This is a genomic window from Hyphomicrobium sp. CS1GBMeth3, assembly GCF_900117455.1.
GTDB lineage: Bacteria > Pseudomonadota > Alphaproteobacteria > Rhizobiales > Hyphomicrobiaceae > Hyphomicrobium_C.
In genome coordinates this window covers 396,515-420,278 of sequence record NZ_FPHO01000003.1, presented here as the reverse complement: position 1 = coordinate 420,278, position 23,764 = coordinate 396,515, and the positions used below count along the sequence as shown (strand labels likewise).

Genomic DNA, 23,764 nt, shown 5'->3' with positions numbered 1-23,764 from the left:
AGGCTGCAATCGCCGTAGGTGGATCGCGTCAGCGATAGCCTGACGGTGTGTGCTCCATGCCCTATTGAGCCGTGTCTGCAGGCTCCCGTCAGCTATGTGACGGGGGAACCGATGTCGTTTTGTGTTCAAAAGACTACGTCTAAAACTCATGCGTTTCGCTGTGTTCTGTTATCGGGCTGTGCGAGCCTGCCGCTGCTCGGTGGTAGCGCGTTCGCGCAGGAAGCGGCGCAGCCTGCGGAGGTGGGGCAGGAATTGCCTCCGCTCGAGGTGACGACCAAGGCTCAGGTCAAGCAGGCGAAGAAAAAATCATCCAGTCAGCCCGCGCAGTCCGCGGCCGATCAACCGCAATCGTCTTCTGAGCCGGAGCCCGGCACCGGCGCAGGTGAGCAAGGCGCAACGCAACCGGGCCTCAATCTCGATGCACCCACCGCGACCGGCAGCCGGCTCGGCCTATCTCCGTTCGAGACGCCTGCAAGCGTGGAGATCATCCCTGGCGATACGATCCGCGATCGCGGGCAAACCAACGTCAACGATGCAGTGACCCAGAATGCGGCCGGCTTTACATCGACCGCGGCGCCCGGCAACGGCGGCACGGGGCTCGCGGCGCGCGGCTTCGTCGGCCATGGCTCGGTGATGCGCCTCTATGACGGCACGCGGCTTTACATCGCCTCGGGTACCATAACCTTTCCGTTCGACACATGGTCGGCCGAGCGCATCGAGGTGCTGCGCGGTCCGGCGTCGGTGATGTACGGCGAAGGTGCGATCGGCGGCGTCATCAACGTGGTACCCAAGAAGCCGACCGACTATTTCACACATGAAGCCGAAGTGGCCATCGGCACGGACGGAATGCGTCGCTTCGGGCTTGGCTCCGGCGGCCCGATCAACGAGCGCCTTTCCTACCGCTTCGACGTTAGCGGAATCCAATCGGACGGATGGCTCGATCAGGAGGGCGATTTCGAGTCTCTCGCAGCCTCCGGCGCACTGACCTACAAGGCGACGAGCGATCTCAGGTTCACGATCTCTCACGACCATGGCGTGCAATCGCCGCTGCGCTACTTCGGTACGCCGCTGATCGACGGCAAGATTCCGGACCGCATCCGCGACAAGAACTACAATATCCGCGATAGCGACGTGAACTACGTCGACAACTGGACGCAATTCAAGACGGAGTGGAGTCCGACGGATTGGTTCGAGCTGCGTAACGTCGCCTACCGCATCACCACGAACCGGCATTGGAAGAACATTGAATCGTACGCCTACAATTCCGGGACCGGAATGATTGACCGGTCAACCTATCTCGAAATCTTCCACGACCAGGAGCAATACGGCAATCGCATGGACGCGACGTTCCGCGCGGGGCTCGGCGGCGGCGTCAAAAACGAGTTTGTCACCGGATTCGATGTCAACCGCATCGACTTCCTTCATACCAACAACTCGCCGTACACCGGCACCTCGCCGGTCGATCCGTTCAATCCCGATTCCGGTTATTGGGATGACGCCGAGGGTGGCGGCCCACTCCCGTCTTCTCCGCACTTCGACTCGAGCATCGACCAGTACGCTCTGTTCGCCGAGAACCGACTGACGCTGTCGCCCGAGCTCTCCGTGGTGGCCGGCATCCGGCTCGACCGTCCCACGGTCACACGGAACGACCTCCGCAACTCCAACAACAACTACAAGAAGGATTTCTCCGACGTCTCGTGGCGTGCGGGTGCTGTCTATACGCCGGTGCCTGGACTCGCCTTCTACGGCCAGTATGCGACGGGCGTCGATCCGGTAGGCGGCGCGGTCCTGACGATGAGCAAGCTCAACGCGGACTACGAGCCGACGACCGGTCGGCAGATCGAGGTCGGCGTCAAACAGTCGTTCTGGGAGGGCCGGGGCGAATGGACGCTCGCCTTCTACGATAACGAGAAAAAGAACCTCGTCACGCCTAACCCTGACAGCCCGGGTGACTCGCTGCAGATCGGGCAGCAATCGTCGCGTGGTGTGGAAGTGTCGCTCGGCCTGCAGCTCACCGATACGCTGCGCTACGACGGTAATGTTGCGCTGCTCCAAGCCGAGTATGACGAGTTCGGCGCGGTCTCCGGCGGGAACTACATAGATTACGCGGGCAATCGGCCGGCCAACGTGCCGGAGCAGATCGTGAACAGCTGGCTGACATGGCAGTTCATGCCGCGGTGGGAGGCCTATGCTGGCGTGCAGTGGATCGGCTCGGTTTACAATGACGTCGCCAATACCCTGAAGCGCCCGTCGGCCACGATTGTGAACGCGGGCCTCTCCTACGACGTCGACGACCGGAGCGAGATTGCTCTGCGCGTGTTCAACGTGTTCGACGAGGTCTATGCCACGGGTGGCAGCAGCACGAAGTGGCAGCTCGCTCCGCCGCGCTCGGCCGAGATCAGCTACCGCATCAAGTACTGAGATGGGGCGGTTCGAGACGATAACACGCGCGCCGGGAGCCAAGTCCGGCTCCTGGCGCGGTGCGGTGAAGGCTTGCAATCGGTGGCTCTACTGGGGCCACCGCTGGCTCGGCATCGTCACTTGCCTGTTATGCGTCATGTGGTTTCTCTCTGGTCTCGTGATGCTCTACGTGCCGTTTCCTTCGTGGAGCGACGCCGAGCGACTGACGCATTTGCCGCGGGTCGCAATCGAGCGCGTATTTGTGACACCGGATGATGCCTTTGCGGCTTCGGGCGCAAAGGCCCTTCCGCAGACGTTCCGCCTTGAGATGTTGGCTGATGAGCCCGTCTATCGCGTCGTTGCGGGCGGCAAGATCTCATCGATTTCCGCTGTGACGGGACAGCCTGTCGGCCCAGTCGACGCCGAGCAGGCGCGGCGGCACGTTGTCGCCGTCTTTCCCGGCACGCAACCGAAGTTGATAGAGGCGCTCGGTTACGATCAATGGACGGTTGCGCGTCGTTTTGATGCGCACCGGCCGCTCTACAAGCTCACGCTTGACGACGGACTGGGAACGATCGTTTACGTCTCATCAAAGACCGGTGAGATCGTCCAGAACGCAACGCGCAACGAGCGCTTCTGGAACTGGCTCGGCGCGGTGCCGCACTGGATCTATTTCTCACCGATCAGGAAGGATCAGGAGCTTTGGCGGCAAGCGGTCATGTGGCTTTCCGGGCCGCTGGTCATCGGGGCAATCGCCGGATTTTGGATCGGTATTCTGCGGCTCCGCGTGCGTCAGCCATATGCGCAGGCCCGCGTGACGCCCTATCGCGGCTGGATGAAATGGCATCATGTCGGCGGGCTCGCGGGCGGCCTGTTCCTCACGACCTGGATTGCGAGCGGATGGCTTTCGGTCAATCCGTTCTCTCTGTTCGCGCGCACTCAGTTTTCCGACGCGCAGCGTGTTGCGTACGCCGGCTGGTCGGAGGGGCAGCCGTTCGGCGTCACGCTCGCGGCACTGCGCGCGGCGGGAGACGAGCGACCGACCGAGATTTCATTTGTGCGCATCGGTGGTGAACCGCGTCTTCTTGCAAAACGCAACGACAGCACGGTGATGGTGGAGCCGGAGTCCGGCTCGCTTGCGGTGATTGCGGACGCTGAGCTGATAGCGGCGGCGCGGCGCGCGTTACCCGCGGCAGATATGGTGCGTGCCGATAGGCTCACTGAGGAAGACCTGTACTGGTACTCACACCACCGTAAGCGCCCGCTCCCGATTCTGAAGGTGGAGTTCGACGATCCGTCGGCGACGTGGCTCTTCATCGATCCGGCAACGGCGGGCATCGTGGCGGTGAGCGATCGCAGCGCGCGCGTCTACCGGTGGCTCTTCAACTTCCTGCACGATTACGATCTGCCGATCCTGCTTCGCAATCAGCCCGCGCGCGACATTCTCGTATGGGTCCTGTCGATCGCCGGGCTGGTCGTCTCGGTGAGCGGCATTGTCGTTGGATGGCGGGTGCTGGCCCGACGCATCTCGTGAGCGTTTGGAGAAGGCTTAGAACTCGATGCCTTCCTGGGCTTTGACGCCGGCTGCGAAGTGATGCTTCACGGGCGTCATATCGGTTACGAGATCGGCTGCCTCGATGAGATCGGGCTTGGCGTTGCGACCGGTGACGACGACGTGCAAGTCAGGCCGCCGGGTTTGCAGCGTCTCGAATACCTCGGAGAGAGCGAGATGCTCGTAGCGCAGCGCGATGTTGAGCTCATCGAGGATGATGAGCCGAAACGAGGGGTCGGCGAGCAGGCTCTTGGCGGTGGCCCAGGCCTTCTCGGCGGCGGCGACGTCGCGCGCGTGGTCCTGTGTCTCCCAGGTGAAGCCCTCGCCGAGCGTGTGCCAGACGACCTGGTCTCCGAATTTCTCGATCGCCTTTCGCTCGCCGGTTTCCCATGCCCCTTTGCCGAACTGCACCACGCCAACGCGCATGCCGCGACCGAGTGCGCGCAGAAGCAATCCCCACGCGGCCGTGGATTTGCCTTTGCCTTTGCCCGTGTGGACGATCAGGAGACCCTTCTCGACGGTCTTGGCGGAGACCTCAGAATCCTGCGCGGCCTTGCGCTTGGCCATTTTCTCTTTGTGTCGGGCTTCGTCGTGCTCGCCGGTCTGCATGTTTGCATCTCCTTGGTAGGGCGCTCCCGACGTCGCCGGTCACAATTGACGTGTCAATTCGTGAGCCTTTATCAAACCTGATGCAGCTCTCTGCAAGGGGATTGCGCGTGATGCCGCGCGTTGCGGCTTGATTGCTTGATGCGGCACCATTCAGAAGGCATCTCATGACATCCGCGCGGTTCGATCCGATATTTCACGGCGGCGATCTCGATACGGTGCGTGCCGTGTATCCGGGTGCGCCCGAGCCGTGGATCGATCTTTCGACAGGCATCAATCCCTGTGCCTATTCGCTGCCGCTTATCGACGAGCGTGCATGGGCGCGTTTACCCCAACGCTCAGATCAAGACAGGCTCGTCGAGGTTGCGGCGCGTCGCTATGGCGCCAGAAGCCCTGAGATGGTGGTGTCGGCGCCGGGCACCCAAGCGCTGATCCAGATCCTGCCGCGGCTGGTGCCGCCAACGCACGTGGCCATCGTCAGCCCGACCTACGCCGAGCATGCGGCCGCGTGGCGACGCGAAGGGCATGAGGTGTTCGACATTCAAGACGTTGACGCAGCGCGGGGCGCGCGCGTCGTCGTGGTGGTCAATCCGAACAATCCGACGGGAAGGCTGTATCCGCCGGAACGGGTGCACTCGTTGGCAGCGGAGCTCGCGGCGCGCGACGGGTTTCTCGTCGTCGATGAGGCTTTCATTGATGTGCTGCCTAGGGAAGCGAGCATCGTTCCCGATTTGCCGCCGGCAACGGTTGTGCTGCGCTCGTTCGGCAAAACATACGGCCTTGCAGGCTTGCGGCTGGGCTTTGCAATCGCCGCCGCCGACATGGCCGATAGGCTCCGTGAGACATTTGGGCCGTGGGCGGTTGCGGGGCCGGCCTTGACGATTGGCGCCGCGGCTCTGGCGGATGATCGGTGGCTTCGCGAGACACGGACAAGGCTCGAGACCGATAGCCGGCGATTGGACGCCATTTTGACGGCAAGCGGCTGCGAAGTTCTTGGCGGCACGCCGTTGTTCCGCCTTGCGCGTCACCCGGCAGCTGCACGCGTGGTTGATGCGCTTGGTCGGGGGGGCATTCATGTCCGGAGGTTCACGGACTGGCCGACGTGGCTACGTTTCGGTCTCCCGGGGACGAACGACGCGTGGCAGCGTCTCGAGCGGGCGCTTTTGGAAGCAGCCCGAGCATAAACGAGGGCGGGGCATCGCGCCTCGCCGGATTTCCGTTGACGCCGCACTACGGGTGCTTCTATCAAACCCTGGACGGTTCCTCGCAAGAGGATCACGGGAATGCGGTGCGCCACTTGGGCAATGCCGCAGCTGCCCCCGCAACTGTAATCGGCGAGTGCTTGGTCGGAATGCCACTGGGAAACCGGGAAGGCGGCCAGGCGCGGCGACCCGAAAGCCAGGAGACCGGCCGTCCAGAATACTGACGCTCATATGACCCCGGAGGGGTGGTCAAGGAGAACGCTCGTGAACGCACAATCCTATACGACGACTCTCTCTGCCGCCGGGCGGAGATCAGAAACGCTGAAGGCTGCCGCTATCGCACTTTTTGTGGGTGTGGCCTTGGTCTTTACGGCGGGATTCTCACACTCGTCGACGCTCCATAACGCCGGCCACGATACGCGCCACGCTCTCAGCTTTCCTTGTCACTAAGCGAGGGTTGGCATGATCACACGCCTTTTGGCGGCCGCGCTCGCGGCCGGTTTTGCTGCTGGCTTGGTCGTAGCCGTCCTGCAGCATTTCACGACGACGCCTCTGATCATTGCTGCCGAGGCCTATGAGGGCGCGGCCGCCCATCATCACGCATCGGTGCGAGCCCCCACTGTCGAGATGTACGGCGCTCGTCTCATTCTCGCGCATGCGGGGAACGATGGTGCCGAGGGCGAGGAAGGCGCGTGGGCACCGGCTGACGGCTTCGAGCGCACGTTCTACACGAGCACGGTCACGGTTGCGACGGCGGTCGGATTCGCGTTCCTGCTGCTCGCCGCACTGCTGGTGTCCGGCGAATCCATCGATACGCGGCGCGCGCTCGCATGGGCGGCCGGTGGTTTTGTCGTGACCGGGCTTGCGCCGGCTCTCGGGCTTCCACCCGAGCTGCCGGGCATGCTGGCGGCGGATCTTATCGATCGGCAAGTGTGGTGGATCGGGACTGCGGTCGCCACTGCGGCTGGTCTGTGGCTCGTTCTGCGGTCTCCCGGGTTCGGGCTTCCGGCGCTCGGCATCGCGCTGCTCGTCTTGCCACATGCGATCGGCGCGCCGCATCCCGCGGAGGTGGAGGCGAGCCGTGTTCCCGCCGAGCTCGCGGCGCGTTTTGCGTCCGCTTCCCTGGCTGTGCATGCCGTGCTGTGGGCGCTGACCGGCGCTCTGGTCGGCTGGTTCTGGCAAAGGAACGAAAGCCCTGTCGTGGCCGAGGCGTAGGCGAGGCGATGACAGAGACCCCCGTAACCGTATTCGTATGCGTTTCCTGCCGGCGGGCGAACCCGGATGGCGAGGGCTTTCACTTGCCGGGTCGTCAGCTCGTCGATGCTCTGCAGGAGCGTCTCTCGTCTGATGCGGCCATCACGGTAACGCCGGTCGAGTGTTTGGCGGTGTGCAATCGCCCAAGCACGATCGCGCTCGTCGGTGCCGACAAGTGGACCTATCTGATCGGCAATCTCGATACCAAGACGCATCTCGACCAGATCGTTGCGTCGGCCCGCGCGTTCCAGGAATCGAACAACGGTATCATCCCGTGGAAGGAGCGGCCCGAGGCTTTCCGCAAGGGGGTCGTCGCTCGCGTGCCACCGCTCGGCTTTTCTCATCCGGAGCAAGATCCCTCATGACCGCGCTCGCGAAAGTTCCGTGCAGCATCGTGACCGGCTTCCTCGGTGCCGGCAAAACGACGCTCGTGCGCAACATCCTGCAGAACGGGGCAGGCCGGCGTCTCGCCGTGGTCGTCAATGAGTTTGGTGACGTCGGCATCGACGGCGAGATCCTCAAGGGATGCGGCATCGAGAGCTGCAGCGAGGACCGCATCGTCGAGCTGTCGAACGGCTGCATCTGCTGCACGGTGGCCGACGATTTCGTGCCGGCGCTCGAAAGCTTGTTGGCGCTGCCGGAGCCGCCCGAGCACATTCTCATTGAGACCTCAGGTTTGGCGCTGCCCAAGCCGCTGGTGCAGGCGTTCAATTGGCCGGCTATCGCCTCACGCGTGACCGTCGATGGCGTCATCGCCGTTGTCGACGGCGCGGCCGTTGCGGCGGGTCGCTTCGCCGATGATCCAGAGGCGCTGGCTGCACAGCGGGTCGGAGATATTTCAGTCGATCACGAGAACCCGCTCGAGGAAGTCTTCGAGGATCAGTTGCTCTGCGCTGATCTGATCGTGCTCAACAAGACGGACCTTATGACGGCGGCCGAGCGGGATAAGGTCGCGAGCGATATCAAGGTCGCCGTGCCGCGCGCGGTGAAGGTCGTGGAGACCACGGGAGGGCAGCTCGATGCCAACGTGCTGCTGGGCCTAGGTGCCGCGGCGGAAACAGATCTGGCCGCGCGCCCGTCGCATCACGACAACGAGGCAGAGCACGATCACGACGATTTCGACACGTTCTTTGTCGAGATTCCGACGCTCGATGGCGCCGAGGCGCTTCTGGAGCGCATCCGTCTCGCCGCTGATGCCCACGATATCCTGCGTATCAAGGGTTTCGCTGAGGTCAGGGGCAAGCCGATGCGCCTCTTGATCCAGGGCGTCGGCTCGCGTTTGCAACACCAGTTTGATCGCCCCTGGCGACCCGAGGAGCCGCGTCAGGGCCGCCTCGTCGTCATCGGCCAGAAGGGCCTCGATCGCGAGGCCATCGCCCTAGCGATCGGGAGCGGGTAAGGTTGACGAATGCATCTGCTCGCAGTCGAGACAGGTTCGCTGGATGAGATAGACGGTGCGGTCGATCTGGGTCAGACGCCCGCCGACGTCGTCGTCTTGTCGTTCAGCGATAGCGATCTCTCGGCACTGGCAGCAGTCTGGAGCGAAAACCCGTCGCGCTTTCCGACCTTGCGGCTTGCAAGCCTCAAGAAGCTGCGTCACCCTATGTCGGTGGATCTCTACATCGAGCGCGTGATCGCAGGTGCGCGCCTCGTGATCGTGCGCGGTCTCGGCGGTCTCGACTACTGGCGCTACGGTTTCGAGCAGATTGCTGAGGCGGCACGTAAGCGGCAAATCCTGTTTGTTGCGCTGCCGGGCGACGATCGGCGCGATCCGCGGCTCGACGCGATCTCGACCGTGTCGCGTGATGCGCTGGCGGCGTTCGAGCGTTACTTTCGGGCTGGCGGGCCGGCCAATGCGCGCAATCTCCTGCTCTATGCGTGCCAGTTGCTTGGCGCTGATGTCACAGCGGGGCCGCCGGTGGGGTTGGACGCTGCGCTCGCGTTGTCCCCGAATGGCGACACTGTTCCTCTGGCCCATGTCGATGCGGTGCAGGGAAAGCCTGTTGCGCTCGTCGTTTTCTACCGCGCAAGCCTGCTGGCCGGTGACTATCAGCCGATCACCGCGCTTGTGGAGGCACTTGCTACGCGTGGCCACCATGCCGTTGCGGTCGCGGTCACGAGCCTCAAGGATCCGGAGGTTGCACAGCCCGTTGCGGACCTCATCGCCCGCGTCCGGCCGGATGTCATCCTCAATGCGACGGCGTTCTCGGCGTTACGCGCAGACGAGACGACGCTGCTCGATGCTGCCGATTGTCCGGTGCTGCAGGTTGCGCTTGCAGGGCATCCGCATAGCGCCTGGACTGGGGCATCGCGTGGATTGTCGCCAAGCGACCTTGCCATGAACGTCGTGCTGCCCGAGCTCGACGGTCGTCTGTTCACGCGTGCTGTTTCCTTCAAGGCTGATCTTGTGGCCGAAGCGGGGCTTGAGTATGCGCGCGTCGTGCATGAGCCGGATGCCGGTCGCGTCGCGTTCGTGGCGGATATTGCTGCGGCGTGGGTTCGTTTGCGTCGCAAGCCGCGGTCGGAGCGCAAGCTTGCGCTGCTGCTTTCCGACTATCCCAATCGCGCAGGGCGAACGGGCTACGCCTGCGGGCTCGATACGGCTGAAAGCGTCGTCGAGATCGTGGCCGCGCTCGGTGGGGAGGGCTACGCTGTCGGCGCAGAGCCAATAGAAGCTAGCGGCCTGATCGCGCAACTTTCCGGAGCGGCGCCGTCTGATCTGATCGAAGTGCCGCTCGATTGGTATAAGCGCCACTTTGCCCGCTTGCCACCGGAGATCCAGGGCGTGCTTGCCGGTGCATGGGGCGCGGCGGAAGACGATCCGAGCTTCCGCGACGGACATTTCCGTTACTCGTGTATTTGGCACGGCAATCTTGTTGTCGGGCTGCAGCCCGACCGTGGCGCGCATGGCGACCGTAAAACCGCCTACCACGATCTACAACTTCCGCCGCGGCACGCTTATGTGGCGCTTTATGCCTGGCTGCGCGAGCAGGAGCGGATCGACGCACTCGTGCACATGGGCACGCACGGAACGCTCGAATGGCTGCCCGGTAAGGCGCTGGCGCTTTCGGAGACGTGTTTTCCTGAGGCCGTGCTGGGGCCGATCCCCGTCATCTACCCGTTCATCGTCAACAACCCAGGCGAAGCGGTGCAGGCCAAACGGCGCATCTCCGCCGTTACCATTGGCCACATGACGCCGCCCTTGTGCGAAGCCGGGCTCGAGGGACCGCTCGGTGAGCTCGAAGGCTTGATCGAGGAGTATGCCGAAGCCGATGGCGTCGACCGGCGCCGCATCGCTATCCTCGAACGCGAGATCCTCGATCGCGCTTGGCGCTCAGGTCTCGCCAAGGATTGCGGTCTCGAGAAGACGGACGCGCCGCGTGAGGCCATCGCCAAGCTCGACGCTCAGCTCTGCGATATCAAGGATCTTGCGATCCGCGACCATCTCCATGTCTTTGGACGAGAGCAGTCCGCGGAGGCATGCGCCGCTCTGGCAAACGCCATTGCTCGTGCATCGGCTAACGCCGACGTTGCGGTGGTTGAGGCGGCTATTGCCGATTGCGCGCGCCACGAGCGCGAGGCGCTGCTCGCTGCGCTCGATGGGCGCCGCGTTGCGCCGGGTCCGTCTGGCGCGCCCACGCGCGGACGGCGTGACGTGCTGCCGACGGGACGCAATCTCACGACGATCGATCCGCGTGCGGTGCCAACGCGCACCGCCGCCATCGTAGGAGGGCGCGCGGCCGATGAGGTGGTGCGCCGTTACCTTCAGGATCACGGCGACTATCCGCGGGCGCTGATGCTCGATCTCTGGGCCTCGGCTTCGCTGCGCACGGGTGGCGACGATCTCGCTCAGGCGCTCGCTTTCCTAGGCGCTCGGCCGAAATGGGACGACGGCTCGAACCGCGTGATCGGCATCGAGGTGTTGCCGATGGCCAAGCTCGAGCGTCCCCGCATCGACGTCACGTTACGTATCTCGGGTTCGTTTCGCGACATCTTTCCGGCACAGATTGCGCTGTTCGACCTCGCGGTGCGCCTTGTTGCCGAGCGAGACGAGCCGGACGACTGGAACCCGCCGGCGGCTGCCCGGCGCAAGGGCGCGAGCCTCGCGCGCATCTTCGGTGGTGAGCCCGGGACGTATGGCGCAGGTGCCGCCTCTGCGGCACTTGATGGCCCTTGGGCCACGCGCAACGATCTGGCTGAAGCGTATCTCGAAACATCTTCGCACGCCTATGGTGGCGATGGCGCCGAGCGGTCTGCGCCGCAGGAGTTCGCGGGCCTCGTTGCTGCGGCAGATGCGCTGGTGCATCCGCAGGACGACCGCGAGCGTGATCTGCTCGACGGCGATGGTGTTGCCGATTTCGCCGGCGGTTTCGCGGCAGCTGCCGCGCAGTTGGGGCGCTCTCCGTCTCTCTATCATCTCGACACGAGCCGGCCGGAGGCACCGCGTGCCCGCACGATCGAGGAGGAGATCGTGCGCATCGTGCGCGGCCGGCTAACCAATTCGCGCTGGCTCGCAGGCATGATCGGGCACGGGCATCGCGGTGTCGCCGAGATCGCGCAGGGCGTCGATGCTCTTTATGCCTTCGCGGCCACGGCCGGCATTATTGGTGATCATCTGTTCGATGCCGTTCATGACTGTGTCATTGTCGATGAGGCGCGCCTCGCGACGCTGATGGAGCTCAACGCGCCTGCCATGCGGGCCATTTCTGCGCGCCTTAAGGATGCGATTGATCGGCGCCTCTGGACGCCGCGCCGCAACGCCGTGCACGCCGAGCTTGCGCATGTGCTGGCTGGATCGCGTGGAAGATCGACTGCCGCTGAGGTCACGTCATGAGCGCGATCGGGGCTATGGCTGAGCCCGCGTCGGTCAAGGGCTGGTGCCCTGGGGCGCTGAGGCCCATGCAGACCGGGGACGGCCTGATCGTGCGTGTGCGTCCGCGCTGCGGGGCGATCAGCGTTGCTCAGGTGTTGGCGCTCTGTGAGGTGGCGACGCGCCATGGCAATGGCCACATCGATCTCACGCGCCGCGCCAACCTGCAGATCCGAGGGATCGATGCGTGCGCTCTTCCTGAAGTGTGGGCAGCCTTATCGGGCGCCGGCTTGATGGATGCGCATGCCCACGCGGAGGCCGTGCGCAATGTCATAGTGAGCCCGCTGGCCGGGATCGACCCGACAGAGATCTGCGACGTGCGCCCGATCGCAGCGGCGTTGGAACAGGCTTTGGCCGATATGCCCGCGCTGTGGTCGCTGCCGGGAAAGTTCGGGTTCTCTGTCGACGGCGGTGGTCTGCTGGGGCTCGATGGCGAGCGCGCGGATATCCGGTTCAAAGCCGTTGCCGCCGAGGGGCGTGTTGGGATCGCGCTGGGCGTCGATACGGTGGAGGGTACGCGATGGCTATGCGTGCTCGATCGTGACGAGGCGGTCACCGCTGCTGTGCGTTTGGCGCGGGCGTTCGTTGTGTTACCCAAATTGCCGCGTGCGCGAATACGCGATCTCGACGAGAGCGCATTCGTCTCACTGCGGTCAGCGCTTGGTGATGATGGATCTGCGATCGATCATGCCTCCGTCGATGTCTCCGCTTCGGATCGCGTAGGGCTTATCGAAGCGCGTGGTGAGATGATTGCGGTCGGTTTAGGCGCGCCGTTCGGGCGTCTTACGGCTGAGACGCTGGCGTTGATTGCAAGCACGGCAGGCGATCATGCTGTCACTGCCTTCCGCGTGTCGCCGTGGCGTGTGCTCTACGCGGCGGTGCCTGATCGTGATGCTGCCGTGGCGCTCAGTTCGACGGCGCGCGACTACGGGCTCGTGACGGTTCCGGCAGATCCCATCATAGCGATCGATGCGTGTCCGGGTGCCCCGGCTTGCCGTTCCGCGTGTGGGGATACGCGGGCGGCCGCACGCCGCATCGCCGCGATGATGCCGTTGCCCGGCGTCTCATCCGCGCACGTCTCGGGATGCGCCAAGGGATGCGCCCGCTCGCGGTCCGCCGATCTGGTGCTGGTTGCAGGTTCGGGCGGCTTCGGTATTGTCCGCCACGGCACCGCCGCGACAGCGCCCAATGCGTATCTCGCGCCAGCCGATCTCAACGATCTTCCCGCTATTCTCAGGTCTGGAGCCTGACCTCATGCAGCAAGAGCGCTCCTATCTCCGCGATGGACCGGAGATCTACCGCAACTCGTTCTCCATCATTCGGGCGGAGGCCGATCTCTCGCGCTTTGCGGGCCATGCGGAGAAAGTGGCCGTGCGTATCATCCATGCTTCCGGCATGGTTGAGATCGCGTCCGACATCCTCATGTCGGACGACTTCGCGTCGGCCGCTCGCGCTGCTCTGCTTGTAGGGGCGCCGATCCTTTGCGACGCGAACATGGTGGCGTACGGCGTCACGCGCAGCCGCCTGCCGGCCGATAACGCCGTTATCTGTTCACTCGGCGATCCGGCGGTGCCCGAGATTGCAGATCGCCTGCAAACGACGCGTTCGGCGGCGGCTCTCGAGCTGTGGCGGCCGTTGCTCGGCGGCGCGGTGGTTGCGATCGGGAATGCGCCAACGGCGCTGTTCCGGCTGCTTGAAATGTTGGACGAAGGCGCGCCGCGTCCGGCAGCGATCATCGGAATTCCCGTCGGCTTCGTCGGCGCGGCTGAATCCAAGGAGGCTTTGAGGGCCTCCGGCCATTGCCCGTATCTGATCGTCGCGGGCCGAAAAGGCGGTAGCGCAATGGCCGCTGCCGCGATCAACGCGCTCGCAAGTGAGACCGAATGATCCCTCTTGAGGACATCGCTGGAACGGCAAAGGCCGGCACGCTGTACGGCATCGGCGTCGGCCCCGGCGACGCGCGCTATCTGACGCTCCGCGCGGCCGCGCTGGTGCGCTCGGTCGATGTGCTTGCCTACTTCGCCAAGAAGGGCCGGCAGGGAAACGCTCGCAAGATCGTCTCGGGGCTCGTTGATGATACGCGGCGCGAGCTGAAGTTCGTCTATCCCGTGACCGACGAGATTCCGGCCGAGCACCCGGACTATCAGACGCAGATCGCCGCGTTCTATCGAGAGACCGCTGACGCGATCGAGCGGGAGCTCAAGAGCGGTCATTCCGTGGGCCTGCTGGCAGAGGGCGATCCGTTCTTTTACGGCTCGTTCATGCACATGTGGCGGCGGTTGGACGCCATCGTGCCGGTCGAGGTCGTGCCGGGCGTCACGGGCATGTCGGGATGCTGGACGCGGGCAAACGCGCCTATCACCTGGGGTGACGACATTCTGACGGTCGTGCCCGGGACGCTCGATGAGGCCAGTCTCGCACAGCGTCTTGCGTCGTCCGATGCGGCGGTGATCATGAAGATCGGGCGCAACCTCGCCAAGGTGCGTCGCGCGGTCGATATCGCCGGTCTGAGCGAACGCGCGATCTACGTCGAGCGGGGCACGATGGAGGACGAGCGCATTCTGCCGCTTAGCCAGTGCGATGATATCGAAGGGACGTATTTCGCCATGGTGATCATTCCCGGCCAGGGGCGTCGGCTGTGAGCGGCAAGCTGACCGTCGTCGGCCTGGGGCCGGGCAGCGCGGAGTTGACGACTCCTGCCGTGAGCCGGGCGCTCGCTGAAGCGACCGATCTTGTCGGCTACGTCACCTATCTCGATCGTGTGCCGCCTAGTCCTGTGGGCCAGCGCCGTCACGCGTCAGACAACCGTGTCGAGGTCGAGCGCGCGCGTGAGGCTTTGGCTTTGGCGGCGGCGGGGAAGAGCGTCGTCGTTGTCTCGAGCGGAGATCCTGGCGTGTTTGCCATGGCCTCCGCACTGTTCGAGGCGGTGGAAGCTGGCGAGCCGTCGTGGCGCGCACTCGATATTCGTATCGAGCCCGGCGTGACGGCGATGCTCGCGGCTGCGGCCCATGTCGGGGCGCCGTTGGGCGGCGACTTCTGCACCATCTCGCTCTCCGACAATCTCAAGGCGTGGAGCACCATCGAGCGGCGTCTCGAAGCGGCGGCCCAGGGTGACTTCGTTATTGCGCTTTACAACCCTGCGTCTGTTGCGCGGCCTGATCAGCTCGGCCGTGCGTTTGCGCTTCTTCAGCGGTGGAAGTCACCGGACACGCTTGTCGTGTTCGTCAAGGCAGCCGGCACGCCGAATGCGGAGACGCGGATCGCGCGGCTTGGCGACGCCGACGCGGCGGGCGCAGACATGCGCACGCTCGTTCTCATTGGTTCGAGCCAGACGCGGGCTATCGAGCGCTCGGGTGCCGCGCCATGGATTTACACGCCGCGGTCGGAGCGGGACATCGCATGACGTGCGACCAGCCAGTCGAGCGCCTCTTCCGCGGTGGCCACAAAATGGCGACCGGCCTTGTACGGCCGCTCGATCATCACGACCGGAAGCACGAGGCGGCGCGCAGCCTCGATCTTGGCGTAGGTCGCAGCGCCGCCTGCATTCTTGCTGACGACGACATCGATGTGTCGGGACCTCAGAAGATCGATTTCGTCCTCAAGCGTGAAAGGGCCGCGCATCTGGATCACCGTCGTGTCGGGCGGCAGCGCGTTGTCTTCGGGCGGCTCGATGCTGCGGATGACGTAGCTGTGCTGTTGCGCACGAAGGAAGGCGCCAACGCCTTGCCGACCGATGCTCAGGAAAACGCGTTGCGGCTCGGTGCCCAGGGCGTCGGCCGCAGCTTCCATCGAATGGACTGTTTGCCAGCGATCGGCCGGATCGGGCTGCCAGGGCGGGCGGATCACGGTGCAAAGTGGAAGGCCACGTTCTGCTGCCGCCGTATCGGCATTGTGCGAAATTTGCGCGGCATAGGGGTGCGTCGCGTCGATGACGACCGCGATCTTTTCTTCCGCCAGCCAGCGTGCGAGCCCTGCGGAACCCCCGAAGCCTCCGACGCGCAGTGCCAAACCCGGAGCCGCGGCGGGATTGCTCGTACGTCCAGCGAGCGACAGCGTCACCGCGAAGCGTGGATCTTGCGCGAGGTGGCGCGCGATCGCCGACGCCTCTGTGGTGCCTCCGAGGATCAGGACGCGCATCTTGGGGGCTTCCATGGGTGAGTCTCAGCGGCGATTGGATGGGCGCTGGCTGGCGCTGATCGGAATCGGCGAGGATGGCGTCGCCGGTCTTTCCGACGCGGCCAAGGCGCTTCTTGGGCAGGCCGAGCTGGTCGTCGGTGGCCAGCGTCATCTCATGTTGGCGCGAGATGCGCTTCGCGGCAAGCAGCTCGCGTGGCCGAGCCCGATCAGCGGCGCGTTTCCTGAGATCGTTGCGCGACGCGGGCGGCCGGTCGCGGTGTTGGCGAGCGGGGATCCGTTTTTCTTCGGCATCGGTAAGCAGCTTGTCGAGATTGTCGCGGCGGAGGAGATTCTGTGCTTGCCGCAGCCCTCGGCATTCAGCCTGGCGGCAGCACGGCTTGGCTGGGCGCTGCAGGATACTGCGCTCGTCACATTGCATGGGCGTCCGCTCGAGTCGATTGCGCGCTATCTGCAACCTAGCGCGCGGATCCTGGCGTTGTCGTGGGATGGCGAGACGCCAGCCCGTCTCGCTCGGCTGCTCGCGGCGCGCGGGCTGGGCATGGCGACGCTCACGGTTCTCGAAACGCTGGGCGGTTCGCGCGAGCGCATTCGGACATCTTTGGCGTCCGATTTTGCGCTTTCGGATATCGATGCGCTCAACACCGTAGCTATCAGTCTGCCGCAGGATGTGACTGCAGCCATGATCGGTCTTGCCTCGGGACTCGATGATGACCTCTTCGAGAGTGACGGGCAGTTGACGAAGCGCGAGATCCGCGCCGTTACGCTTTCGTCGCTGGCACCGCGCGCGGGAGAGTTGCTGTGGGACGTTGGGCTCGGCGCGGGCTCGATCGCCATCGAGTGGCTGTTGCGTCATCCGTCCATGCGCGCCGTCGGCATCGAGGGGCGCGCGGACCGGGCCGAGCGGGCTGCGCGAAACGCGGCAACGTTGGGCACGCCGGATCTTCGCGTCGTGATGGGACGTGCGCCGGATGCGCTTGCCGGTCTGCCTGCGCCCGACGCCGTCTTCCTCGGCGGTGGGATGAGCGATGCCGGTGTGTTCGAGGCCGCGTGGGATGCGCTGAAGCCTGGAGGCCGGCTGGTGGCCAACGCGGTCGCGCTCAGGACGGAACAGCGTATGCTCGATCTCTATGGTCGACTCGGCGGCGATCTCGTTCGTCTCGACGTGGCGCGCGCGGCGCCGATCGGCAACGAGATGGGCTGGACGCCAGCGCGGCCGGTGACGCAATGGCGGGTGGTGAAGCCATGCTAGCGTGCGGTATCGGCTGTCGACGTGGAACACCCGCCGAGGAGATCGAAGCCGCGATTAGCGCTGCATGGGCGAGCTTGGGCTACGCGGGTGAGATCGCGGTGCTTGCGACGGAGGTTTCCAAAACCGAGGAGCCGGGGCTCCGCGAAGCCGCACGTCGGCTTGGTGTCGCGCTGGTAGCCTTCAGCGCTGAGGAGCTGCGGAGCGTGGCGGGCTCTATTCTTACCTTCTCGAAGGCGGCGCTTCAGCACAAAGGCACGCCATCCGTTGCGGAAGCGTCCGCATTGCTGGCCGCCGGAAAAAATGCCCGGCTTCTTGGTCCACGTTGGGCCGGCCCCACGACCACGTGTGCTTTGGCAGTTGGCGATGGGAGGCTGCCATGACCGTGCATTTCATCGGTGCAGGCCCTGGTGCGCCGGATCTGATCACGGTACGCGGGCGCGACCTCATCGCTGCTTGTCCGGTGTGCCTCTATGCGGGATCTCTGGTGCCCAAGGCGCTGCTGGAGCACTGCCCGGCCGGCGTGCGCATTATCGATACCGCGCCGCTCTCGCTCGACGAGATCATGACCGAGATCAAGGCGGCACATGATGCCGGGCTGGATATCGCGCGGCTACATTCGGGAGATCTTTCGATCTGGAGTGCGGCCGGAGAGCAGATCCGCCGCCTTCAGGCGCTCGGCATTCCTTACACCATGACGCCGGGCGTGCCCGCGTTTGCGGCCGCGGCTGCCGCGCTCGGTCAGGAGCTGACGTTGCCTGAGATTGCCCAGTCGCTCGTCCTGACGCGTACCTCTGGACGCGCGTCCGGCATGCCGCCAACCGAAACGCTGGCCGCCTTCGCGGCGTCGCGGACGACGCTTGCGATCCATCTGTCGATCCAGAGCATCGCGCGCGTCGTGGCCGAGGTTGAGCCTTTTTACGGGGCAGACTGTCCGGCCGTCGTCGTTACGAAGGCAAGCTGGCCCGACCAGGAGATCGTGCGCGGCACGCTCGGCACGATCGCGGGTGCTGTTCAGGAGACGGCCATCGATCGCACGGCGCTTATCCTCGTCGGGCCGGCGCTCACCTGCGGCGATTTCCGGGAAAGCGCTCTTTACAGCGTCGATTACCAGAGACGCTATCGGGGACGCTGATGGCAGAGGTGCTTACTCGTCCGCGGGGGCTTGTTATTGCCGCGCCGAGCTCCGGCTCGGGGAAAACGACGGTTGCGCTTGGTCTTCTTGCAGCGTTTCGCCAAAGAGGCCTTGCCGTGCAGCCGTTCAAGACCGGGCCGGATTATCTCGACACCGGACACCACGGCCGCGCGGCGGGACGACCAAGCTTCAATCTCGATACGTGGGCGATGCCGGAGACGGTCGTCGGGCAGATCGTCGCTTCTGCCGGAAAGAACGCCGATCTTTGCATCGCGGAAGGCGTGATGGGTTTGTTCGACGGCGCCGGTGATCAGGGTCTATCCGGGCGCGGCTCCACGGCGGATCTGGCGGCGCTGCTCGGCTGGCCGGTCGTGCTCGTGCTCGATGTTTCCGGGCAGACGGAAACTGCGGCTGCTTTGGCGCTTGGGTGCGCGCGCTATCGCTCCGATGTGCGCGTTGCGGGTGTCATCCTGAACCAGGTCGCGAGCGAGCGGCACGAGGCGCTGATCCGCCCGGCTTTTGAGAGCATCGGAACCCCAGTTTTCGGTGCGTTGCGGCGCGCCGATGCCATTCGTCTTCCGGAGCGCCATCTCGGTCTCGTCCAGGCCGACGAGCACGCAGATTATATGCAGCGTATCGCGCAGCTCGCCGCTCTCGTTGAGGCGTCGCTCGATCTCGATGCAATCCGGGCCGCGGCAGGTGAGGCCGGAATTTCAACGCGGGGCACGTGGGGCATGCGCCCTCCCGGCCAGCGCATTGCTGTTGCGCATGATGCGGCGTTCTCGTTCACGTACGCGCATCTTTTCGAGGGATGGCGGGCGGCCGGGGCGGAGATTGTCTTCTTCTCGCCGCTCAATGACGAGGCCCCGCCGGGCGATATCGATGCGGTGTGGCTACCTGGAGGTTATCCGGAACTCCATGCCGGTAAAATCACGGCCGCGTCGCGCTTCATCGCCGGCTTGAAGCTGCTCGCGGAGCGATCCGTCCCCATCCACGGCGAGTGCGGCGGGTACATGGTGCTCGGACGCGGGCTCGAGGATGCCGACGGGACACGCCACGCGATGGTCGGTCTGCTGCCGGCGGAGACGTCCTTCCGCACGCGCAAGCTACATCTTGGCTATCGCCGGGCTACGCTCCGATCGGATTGCCTTCTCGGACGCAAGGGTGCGCAGATCTACGGACATGAGTTCCACTATGCGACCTTGCTCTCGGACGATGGCGAGCCTTTGCTGGAGCTGGCGGATGCTTCGCGCGCACGTGTTGCCGCCGGCTCGCGTGTCGGCAGCGCCACCGGCTCGTTCTTCCATCTGCTGTCGGCTTCGGACGCCTGATCATTGCGGGCGGATTCGCCGCAAGAGATAGGTGTCCATGATCCAGCCGCTGCGTGCCTTCCCGGTGGCGCGAATACGCTCGATCTCGTCGATGACGTCTCGCAGCCTGCCGGAAACGAGCTCCTCGTCGGGCGTGCCGAGGTAGGCGCCCCAGTAGATCTCCACGTCCTCCTGCGCCGCCGCTGCCTTTAAGCCGTCGCCGCGGTCGAGCATGACGACGACGCTGTCGGCATCAGGTGGAAATCCGTTTTCTGCGAGCGCGCGCCCCGTGCTGATCTGCACCGCACCGCCGATGCTGTTGAGCACGAGCCGGTGTTGCGCGGCGAGCGCTTGAACGCTGCTGATGCCGGGGATCACCTCGCAGTCGAATGGGAGATCGCCCGTGTCGCGAAGCAGGTCCAGCAGGCGCAACGTACTGTCGTAAAGGCTCGGATCGCCCCAGACGAGAAACGCGCCGCATCCGTCTTCGCCGAGCTCGGTCGCGATCCGTGAGGCCAGCCGAGCGGCTCGTTCCCGATGCCATTCCTCGACGCCGCGCTTGTAGCCGGTCGGCAGCGGATCGCGCACGGGATCGTCGACAGAAACGAAGCGATAAGAGCGATCCTTGATGAACCTCTCGCAGATCTCCTTGCGGAGACGGATAAGGCCGCTCTTCGATTCGCCCTTATCGAAGACGAAGAAGACGTCGGCTTTGTTCAGTGCGTTGATTGCCTGGACGGTTACGAAGTCCGGGTTGCCAGCACCTATGCCGATAACGAGCAGCTTTCTCATGGACACTTCTGCGAGGTCATTGTGATTTCGACTTCCGGAAACCTGCCCAGAGTTGATTCCGTAGCAGCAGGCAGCATTAAGATGGCGTAAGGCGAGACGTCAACGCGGCGCCGAACCACGGTTTCTGGCTGTGTGAACGGGCGCTACGGGGCCTTAACACTAAGCTTTGATAGAGACGAATTGGCGTTGTGCTCGACGGGTAGCCCAAATAGGCTCAGCTCATCCGGCGGGCAAGGGCAGTGCCATGCACACAAAGCGCATCGTCATTTTCGGAGGCGTGGCCTGCATTCTGGCGATCCTTGCGTATCTTTTCGTGTTCGCGGACGCGCCGATCGTCGATACGCCGCCGCCCGCCGCGTCTGTGGCGCCCTGAGTGTTTTCAGCGAGGGTTGTGGCGAGTTCGGCAATGGCGGCTCCTCCCTCTGCATCCTCGTCTGACCCAAACTCTGGTTCCGACCAAATCGGATTGCTGGCCGCCGTGTCGATCGGTATCGGCGGCATGGTCGGCGCGGGCATCTTCTCGATCCTGGGTGTGGTGGCGCAGGTGGCGGGCAATGCAATGTGGCTCGCCTTTGCCATTGGTGGCGTCGTGGCGCTGCTCAGCACCTATTCCTACGCCAAGCTCGGAGCCGCGTATCCTTCTGCGGGAGGTGCCGTGCATTTTCTCGTCAAGAGCTACGGAGACGGCGTGCTTGCGGGCGGTCTCAACCTCTTCATGTGGGCCGGTTACATCATCTCGCTTGCGCTCTATGCAACGGCGTTCGGGAGCTACGGTGCGACTTTTATAAGTGAAAGACCGTCGGCGCTTCTGATTGAGGCGCTGGCCGTGGGCGCGGTGGTTGCGCTCACCGTCGTCAACGCGTTCGGTGCCAGGATCATGGGACGTGGAGAGACGATCATCGTTGCCGTAAAGGTGGTGATCCTCGTGCTGTTTGCCGCTACCGGCCTTTGGTTCGTCAAGGCCGAGAACCTTTCGCCGATGCACTGGCCGCCGATGCAATCCGTGCTGTTCGGAGCCGGCCTTTTGTTCATCGGGTACGAAGGGTTCGGTCTCGTGACAAACGCGGCTGCCAACATGCACAATCCACGCAAGTTGTTGCCGCGCGCGCTCTATGCCGCCGTACTTATCGTCATCGTGCTTTACCTCGTCGTGGCGGTGACGGTGACGGGAAACCTCAGCAACGCAGAAATCGAGCAGTCGAAGGACTACGCTCTTGCAGAAGCCGCCAAGCCGTTTCTCGGCGAGCTTGGTTTTCGTCTGATCGCGGTTGCCGCGCTCTTCTCCACGGCTTCGGCGATCAATGCCACGCTCTTCGGATCGGCCAACGTGTGCTACATGATCGCGCGTGACGGCGAGTTGCCCGTAAGGTTGACGCGCACAGCGTGGAAGGACGCGACCGGAGGCCTCATGCTCACCGCGGGTCTCGTGATCTTGGTGATGCTGTGCTTCGACCTCTCAGGCATTGCTATGATGGGCAGTGCAGCGTTCCTGTTGGTCTATGCGGCGGTTAATGCGGGCCACTTGCGTGTGCTCAAGGAGACGGGTGCGAGCGCAGTCATTGTATGGCTGTCTCTCGTCACATGCCTCGGCATGTTCGGGATTCTTTCCGTCTACACCTATCAGCAGCAGCCGGCCGCGCTTCTGGCTCTCGTTCTCATTGCGGGCGCGTCTTTCGCGGCGGAGTCGGTCTACCGTCACATGACGGGGCGACGCATTGCGGCCGCACCCTAGAAGAACTTGAGATAGCGGGCTTTCTCCCAGTCCGAGACGTGGTTGATGTAGCTCATCCATTCGTCGCGTTTGAAATCGAGCCATGTCTTCCACATCTTCGGGCCGAACGTCGCTTCGGTGAGGGTATCGGCCTCAAAGGCATCGAGTGCGTCCTCGAGTGTCTTCGGAAGGTGCGTGATGCCAAGCGATTCGAGCTCGGATTCGCTCTTTAGATACATGTTGTCCGTGTGAGGGTCGCCGGGATCGAGCTCCTTCTCGATGCCTTCGAGGCCGGCCATGAGGACGAGCGCTGCTCCGAGGTATGGATTGCACGAGCTGTCGGCCGCGCGTAGCTCGACGCGCCCGCCGCCAAGCGGGATGCGCAGTGTGTTCGTGCGGTTGTTGTTGCCGTAGCAGGCCCAGACCGGCGCCCAGGTGAAGCCTGACATAGAGCCCTTGAGCACCAGGCGCTTGTAGCTGTTGACGGTCGGCGCGACCACGGCGCAGATCGCCGGCAAGTGCTTCAGTACGCCGGCGAGGAACTGATAGCCGAGCTTGGACAGGCCGCAGCCGCGCGGGTCGCTTGGATCCGAGAACAGGTTTTTGCCTGACTTCACGTCGGCGAGCGACATGTTGAAGTGGGCGCCGCTGCCTGCGCGGTCTCCGTATGGCTTCGGCATGAACGTCGCGAAGCCGCCGTGCTTGCGTGCGATCTCGTTGGCCATCAGGCGGAAGAAGACGTAGCGGTCGGCCATCGAGAGCGCGTCGAAATAGCTGAAGTCGATTTCGAACTGGCCGATGCCGTCCTCGTGATCGAAGCTGTAGACGTCCCAGCCCAGGCTGTTCATCGATTGCACGAGTTCGTCCATCCAGCCCATGTTGTCGAGCATGCGCGAGACGTCGTAGGCGGGCTTTTCGAGGTTCTTGCGATCCGAGAGCGGCTTGTAGCCAAGAGCCGGGTCATCCTGCAGCACAAAGAACTCGGCCTCCATGCCGAGGTTCATGGCGTAGCCCATGCTCCCGGCCTTCGCGAGCGCGCGTTTTAGGATATTGCGGCTGCAGGCTTCGAAGGGCTTTCCTTCGCACCACAGGTCGCTCGCGAACCAGGCGATATCCTTTTTCCAGGGTAGTACCGTACAAGAGGCGGGATCGGGATGCGCGGCCACCTCCTCGTCGCTCACATCCTGCGGCACGCCGTCGAGCGCCGCCCCCGTGCACAGCTCCGAGCCAGACATCATGCGGTCGAGGTGCGCGATGGGTACGACCTTGCCCTTCGAGACGCCATGCATATCGACGTAGCTCGCCAGCATGTAACTGACGCCGGATTCATTCAACTTTCTGCCGATATCGTCGGGGTTCTTGTCGGTTATGGCATCCATTGTCGTGCTCCCGTTTGAGTGCGTCCGCAATCTGCGCTGCGCAGGCCCGTACGAACACGCGTCTTGTATTTAATTAATCAGTGAATTAATTTATTCTTCAAGCGAAAACGTTTGCAGCATCGTTCCTTTTTTGAACATCCGTTCCACCAGAATGCTCATTGCTGCGGCAG

22 protein-coding genes and 1 riboswitch are annotated in these 23,764 nt (G+C 64.0%); of the genes, 18 read left to right on the top strand and 4 right to left on the bottom strand.

The window, feature by feature from the left end; translation table 11 throughout:
- Nucleotides 1-111 precede the first annotated feature (111 nt).
- Both CS1GBM3_RS09270 and CS1GBM3_RS09265 read left to right on the top strand, forming a co-directional pair.
- Nucleotides 112-2,421, top strand: a complete 2,310-nt coding sequence (locus CS1GBM3_RS09270) for a TonB-dependent receptor (RefSeq protein ID WP_072394816.1) — start codon at nt 112-114, stop codon at nt 2,419-2,421.
- Between the two features lies 1 nt (nt 2,422).
- Nucleotides 2,423-3,934, top strand: a complete 1,512-nt coding sequence (locus CS1GBM3_RS09265; protein ID WP_083567381.1) for a PepSY domain-containing protein — start codon at nt 2,423-2,425, stop codon at nt 3,932-3,934.
- Nucleotides 3,935-3,949: 15 nt separating this feature from the next.
- Here the strand turns inward: CS1GBM3_RS09265 and cobO are convergent, their stop codons facing one another.
- Nucleotides 3,950-4,561 carry a cob(I)yrinic acid a,c-diamide adenosyltransferase gene (cobO, locus tag CS1GBM3_RS09260; protein WP_072394815.1) on the bottom strand — a complete coding sequence of 204 codons (612 nt, stop codon included), beginning with the start codon at nt 4,559-4,561 and terminating at the stop codon, nt 3,950-3,952.
- Nucleotides 4,562-4,725: 164 nt separating this feature from the next.
- On the opposite strand from cobO, the gene cobD reads away from it, so the two are divergent.
- The 10 genes from cobD to cobJ all read left to right on the top strand — a co-directional run bounded on the left by cobD (nt 4,726) and on the right by cobJ (nt 15,287).
- Nucleotides 4,726-5,742 (top strand): threonine-phosphate decarboxylase CobD, encoded by a 1,017-nt coding sequence (cobD, locus tag CS1GBM3_RS09255; protein WP_072394813.1) that lies wholly within the window; start codon nt 4,726-4,728, stop codon nt 5,740-5,742.
- Between the two features lie 56 nt (nt 5,743-5,798).
- Nucleotides 5,799-5,988, top strand: a riboswitch (cobalamin riboswitch).
- Nucleotides 5,989-5,991: 3 nt separating this feature from the next.
- Nucleotides 5,992-6,210 carry a CbtB domain-containing protein gene (locus CS1GBM3_RS09250; RefSeq protein ID WP_171946469.1) on the top strand — a complete coding sequence of 73 codons (219 nt, stop codon included), beginning with the start codon at nt 5,992-5,994 and terminating at the stop codon, nt 6,208-6,210.
- A 12-nt stretch (nt 6,211-6,222) separates the two neighbouring features.
- The gene (locus CS1GBM3_RS09245; RefSeq protein ID WP_072394809.1) at nt 6,223-6,975 is read left to right on the top strand and encodes a CbtA family protein; all 753 of its coding nucleotides are present in this window, start codon (nt 6,223-6,225) and stop codon (nt 6,973-6,975) included.
- Between the two features lie 8 nt (nt 6,976-6,983).
- A complete protein-coding gene (locus CS1GBM3_RS09240) occupies nt 6,984-7,379 on the top strand; it encodes a DUF1636 family protein (protein ID WP_072394807.1) in 396 nt (131 codons plus the stop codon).
- Nucleotides 7,376-8,413: a cobalamin biosynthesis protein CobW gene (cobW, locus tag CS1GBM3_RS09235; RefSeq protein ID WP_072394805.1), complete on the top strand. Its 1,038-nt coding sequence runs from the start codon at nt 7,376-7,378 to the stop codon at nt 8,411-8,413. Before CS1GBM3_RS09240 ends, cobW begins: the two co-directional genes overlap by 4 nt.
- Nucleotides 8,414-8,422: 9 nt before the next feature.
- Nucleotides 8,423-11,848 (top strand): cobaltochelatase subunit CobN, encoded by a 3,426-nt coding sequence (gene cobN, locus CS1GBM3_RS09230; RefSeq protein ID WP_072394804.1) that lies wholly within the window; start codon nt 8,423-8,425, stop codon nt 11,846-11,848.
- Nucleotides 11,845-13,134, top strand: coding sequence for a precorrin-3B synthase (gene cobG, locus CS1GBM3_RS09225; RefSeq protein ID WP_083567378.1), 1,290 nt, complete (start codon nt 11,845-11,847; stop codon nt 13,132-13,134). Before cobN ends, cobG begins: the two co-directional genes overlap by 4 nt.
- A 4-nt stretch (nt 13,135-13,138) precedes the next feature.
- Nucleotides 13,139-13,771: a precorrin-8X methylmutase gene (locus CS1GBM3_RS09220; RefSeq protein ID WP_072394802.1), complete on the top strand. Its 633-nt coding sequence runs from the start codon at nt 13,139-13,141 to the stop codon at nt 13,769-13,771.
- On the top strand, nt 13,768-14,526 hold the full coding sequence (locus CS1GBM3_RS09215) for a precorrin-2 C(20)-methyltransferase (protein ID WP_072394800.1): 759 nt from the start codon (nt 13,768-13,770) through the stop codon (nt 14,524-14,526). The genes CS1GBM3_RS09220 and CS1GBM3_RS09215 overlap by 4 nt, the downstream gene beginning before the upstream one ends.
- Nucleotides 14,523-15,287, top strand: coding sequence for a precorrin-3B C(17)-methyltransferase (gene cobJ / locus CS1GBM3_RS09210; protein ID WP_072394798.1), 765 nt, complete (start codon nt 14,523-14,525; stop codon nt 15,285-15,287). Before CS1GBM3_RS09215 ends, cobJ begins: the two co-directional genes overlap by 4 nt.
- On the opposite strand, the gene CS1GBM3_RS09205 is transcribed toward cobJ, so the two are convergent.
- Entirely contained in the window at nt 15,254-16,036 is a 783-nt protein-coding gene (locus CS1GBM3_RS09205) for a cobalt-precorrin-6A reductase (protein ID WP_072394796.1), read from the bottom strand. The two genes, cobJ and CS1GBM3_RS09205, sit on opposite strands and share 34 nt — an antisense overlap.
- Between CS1GBM3_RS09205 and cbiE the strand changes: the two genes are divergently transcribed.
- The 4 genes from cbiE to CS1GBM3_RS09185 are packed head-to-tail and all read left to right on the top strand — an operon-like array spanning nt 16,035 to nt 19,733.
- Nucleotides 16,035-17,270, top strand: coding sequence for a precorrin-6y C5,15-methyltransferase (decarboxylating) subunit CbiE (cbiE, locus tag CS1GBM3_RS09200; protein ID WP_072394794.1), 1,236 nt, complete (start codon nt 16,035-16,037; stop codon nt 17,268-17,270). The two genes, CS1GBM3_RS09205 and cbiE, sit on opposite strands and share 2 nt — an antisense overlap.
- Entirely contained in the window at nt 17,246-17,650 is a 405-nt protein-coding gene (locus tag CS1GBM3_RS09195; protein WP_244534606.1) for a cobalamin biosynthesis protein, read from the top strand. Before cbiE ends, CS1GBM3_RS09195 begins: the two co-directional genes overlap by 25 nt.
- Nucleotides 17,647-18,402, top strand: a complete 756-nt coding sequence (cobM, locus tag CS1GBM3_RS09190) for a precorrin-4 C(11)-methyltransferase (RefSeq protein WP_072394791.1) — start codon at nt 17,647-17,649, stop codon at nt 18,400-18,402. The genes CS1GBM3_RS09195 and cobM overlap by 4 nt, the downstream gene beginning before the upstream one ends.
- Complete coding sequence (locus CS1GBM3_RS09185) at nt 18,402-19,733, top strand: cobyrinate a,c-diamide synthase (RefSeq protein ID WP_072394789.1); 1,332 nt, start codon at nt 18,402-18,404, stop codon at nt 19,731-19,733. The genes cobM and CS1GBM3_RS09185 overlap by 1 nt, the downstream gene beginning before the upstream one ends.
- On the opposite strand, the gene cobF is transcribed toward CS1GBM3_RS09185, so the two are convergent.
- On the bottom strand, nt 19,734-20,504 hold the full coding sequence (gene cobF / locus CS1GBM3_RS09180; protein WP_072394787.1) for a precorrin-6A synthase (deacetylating): 771 nt from the start codon (nt 20,502-20,504) through the stop codon (nt 19,734-19,736).
- 244 nt (nt 20,505-20,748) lie between these two features.
- On the opposite strand from cobF, the gene CS1GBM3_RS20260 reads away from it, so the two are divergent.
- Nucleotides 20,749-20,877 (top strand): hypothetical protein, encoded by a 129-nt coding sequence (locus CS1GBM3_RS20260; RefSeq protein WP_280173195.1) that lies wholly within the window; start codon nt 20,749-20,751, stop codon nt 20,875-20,877.
- A gap of 33 nt (nt 20,878-20,910) precedes the next feature.
- Nucleotides 20,911-22,236: an APC family permease gene (locus CS1GBM3_RS09175; RefSeq protein ID WP_072394785.1), complete on the top strand. Its 1,326-nt coding sequence runs from the start codon at nt 20,911-20,913 to the stop codon at nt 22,234-22,236.
- Here CS1GBM3_RS09175 and glnT read toward each other — a convergent pair.
- A complete protein-coding gene (gene glnT / locus CS1GBM3_RS09170) occupies nt 22,233-23,594 on the bottom strand; it encodes a type III glutamate--ammonia ligase (protein ID WP_072394783.1) in 1,362 nt (453 codons plus the stop codon). The genes CS1GBM3_RS09175 and glnT overlap by 4 nt on opposite strands.
- Nucleotides 23,595-23,764: the final 170 nt, after the last annotated feature.

Excerpts from the sequence above, each read along its gene's own strand:
- CS1GBM3_RS09270 (WP_072394816.1), top strand. The coding sequence starts at position 112 with ATGTCGTTTTGTGTTCAAAAGACTACGTCTAAAACTCATGCGTTTCGC.
- CS1GBM3_RS09265 (WP_083567381.1), top strand. The coding sequence starts at position 2,423 with ATGGGGCGGTTCGAGACGATAACACGCGCGCCGGGAGCCAAGTCCGGC.
- cobO (WP_072394815.1), bottom strand. The coding sequence starts at position 4,561 with ATGCAGACCGGCGAGCACGACGAAGCCCGACACAAAGAGAAAATGGCC.
- cobD (WP_072394813.1), top strand. The coding sequence starts at position 4,726 with ATGACATCCGCGCGGTTCGATCCGATATTTCACGGCGGCGATCTCGAT.
- CS1GBM3_RS09250 (WP_171946469.1), top strand. The coding sequence starts at position 5,992 with ATGACCCCGGAGGGGTGGTCAAGGAGAACGCTCGTGAACGCACAATCC.
- CS1GBM3_RS09245 (WP_072394809.1), top strand. The coding sequence starts at position 6,223 with ATGATCACACGCCTTTTGGCGGCCGCGCTCGCGGCCGGTTTTGCTGCT.
- CS1GBM3_RS09240 (WP_072394807.1), top strand. The coding sequence starts at position 6,984 with ATGACAGAGACCCCCGTAACCGTATTCGTATGCGTTTCCTGCCGGCGG.
- cobW (WP_072394805.1), top strand. The coding sequence starts at position 7,376 with ATGACCGCGCTCGCGAAAGTTCCGTGCAGCATCGTGACCGGCTTCCTC.
- cobN (WP_072394804.1), top strand. The coding sequence starts at position 8,423 with ATGCATCTGCTCGCAGTCGAGACAGGTTCGCTGGATGAGATAGACGGT.
- cobG (WP_083567378.1), top strand. The coding sequence starts at position 11,845 with ATGAGCGCGATCGGGGCTATGGCTGAGCCCGCGTCGGTCAAGGGCTGG.
- CS1GBM3_RS09220 (WP_072394802.1), top strand. The coding sequence starts at position 13,139 with ATGCAGCAAGAGCGCTCCTATCTCCGCGATGGACCGGAGATCTACCGC.
- CS1GBM3_RS09215 (WP_072394800.1), top strand. The coding sequence starts at position 13,768 with ATGATCCCTCTTGAGGACATCGCTGGAACGGCAAAGGCCGGCACGCTG.
- cbiE (WP_072394794.1), top strand. The coding sequence starts at position 16,035 with ATGGGTGAGTCTCAGCGGCGATTGGATGGGCGCTGGCTGGCGCTGATC.
- CS1GBM3_RS09205 (WP_072394796.1), bottom strand. The coding sequence starts at position 16,036 with ATGGAAGCCCCCAAGATGCGCGTCCTGATCCTCGGAGGCACCACAGAG.
- CS1GBM3_RS09195 (WP_244534606.1), top strand. The coding sequence starts at position 17,246 with ATGGCGGGTGGTGAAGCCATGCTAGCGTGCGGTATCGGCTGTCGACGT.
- cobM (WP_072394791.1), top strand. The coding sequence starts at position 17,647 with ATGACCGTGCATTTCATCGGTGCAGGCCCTGGTGCGCCGGATCTGATC.
- CS1GBM3_RS09185 (WP_072394789.1), top strand. The coding sequence starts at position 18,402 with ATGGCAGAGGTGCTTACTCGTCCGCGGGGGCTTGTTATTGCCGCGCCG.
- cobF (WP_072394787.1), bottom strand. The coding sequence starts at position 20,504 with ATGAGAAAGCTGCTCGTTATCGGCATAGGTGCTGGCAACCCGGACTTC.
- CS1GBM3_RS20260 (WP_280173195.1), top strand. The coding sequence starts at position 20,749 with ATGCACACAAAGCGCATCGTCATTTTCGGAGGCGTGGCCTGCATTCTG.
- CS1GBM3_RS09175 (WP_072394785.1), top strand. The coding sequence starts at position 20,911 with ATGGCGGCTCCTCCCTCTGCATCCTCGTCTGACCCAAACTCTGGTTCC.
- glnT (WP_072394783.1), bottom strand. The coding sequence starts at position 23,594 with ATGGATGCCATAACCGACAAGAACCCCGACGATATCGGCAGAAAGTTG.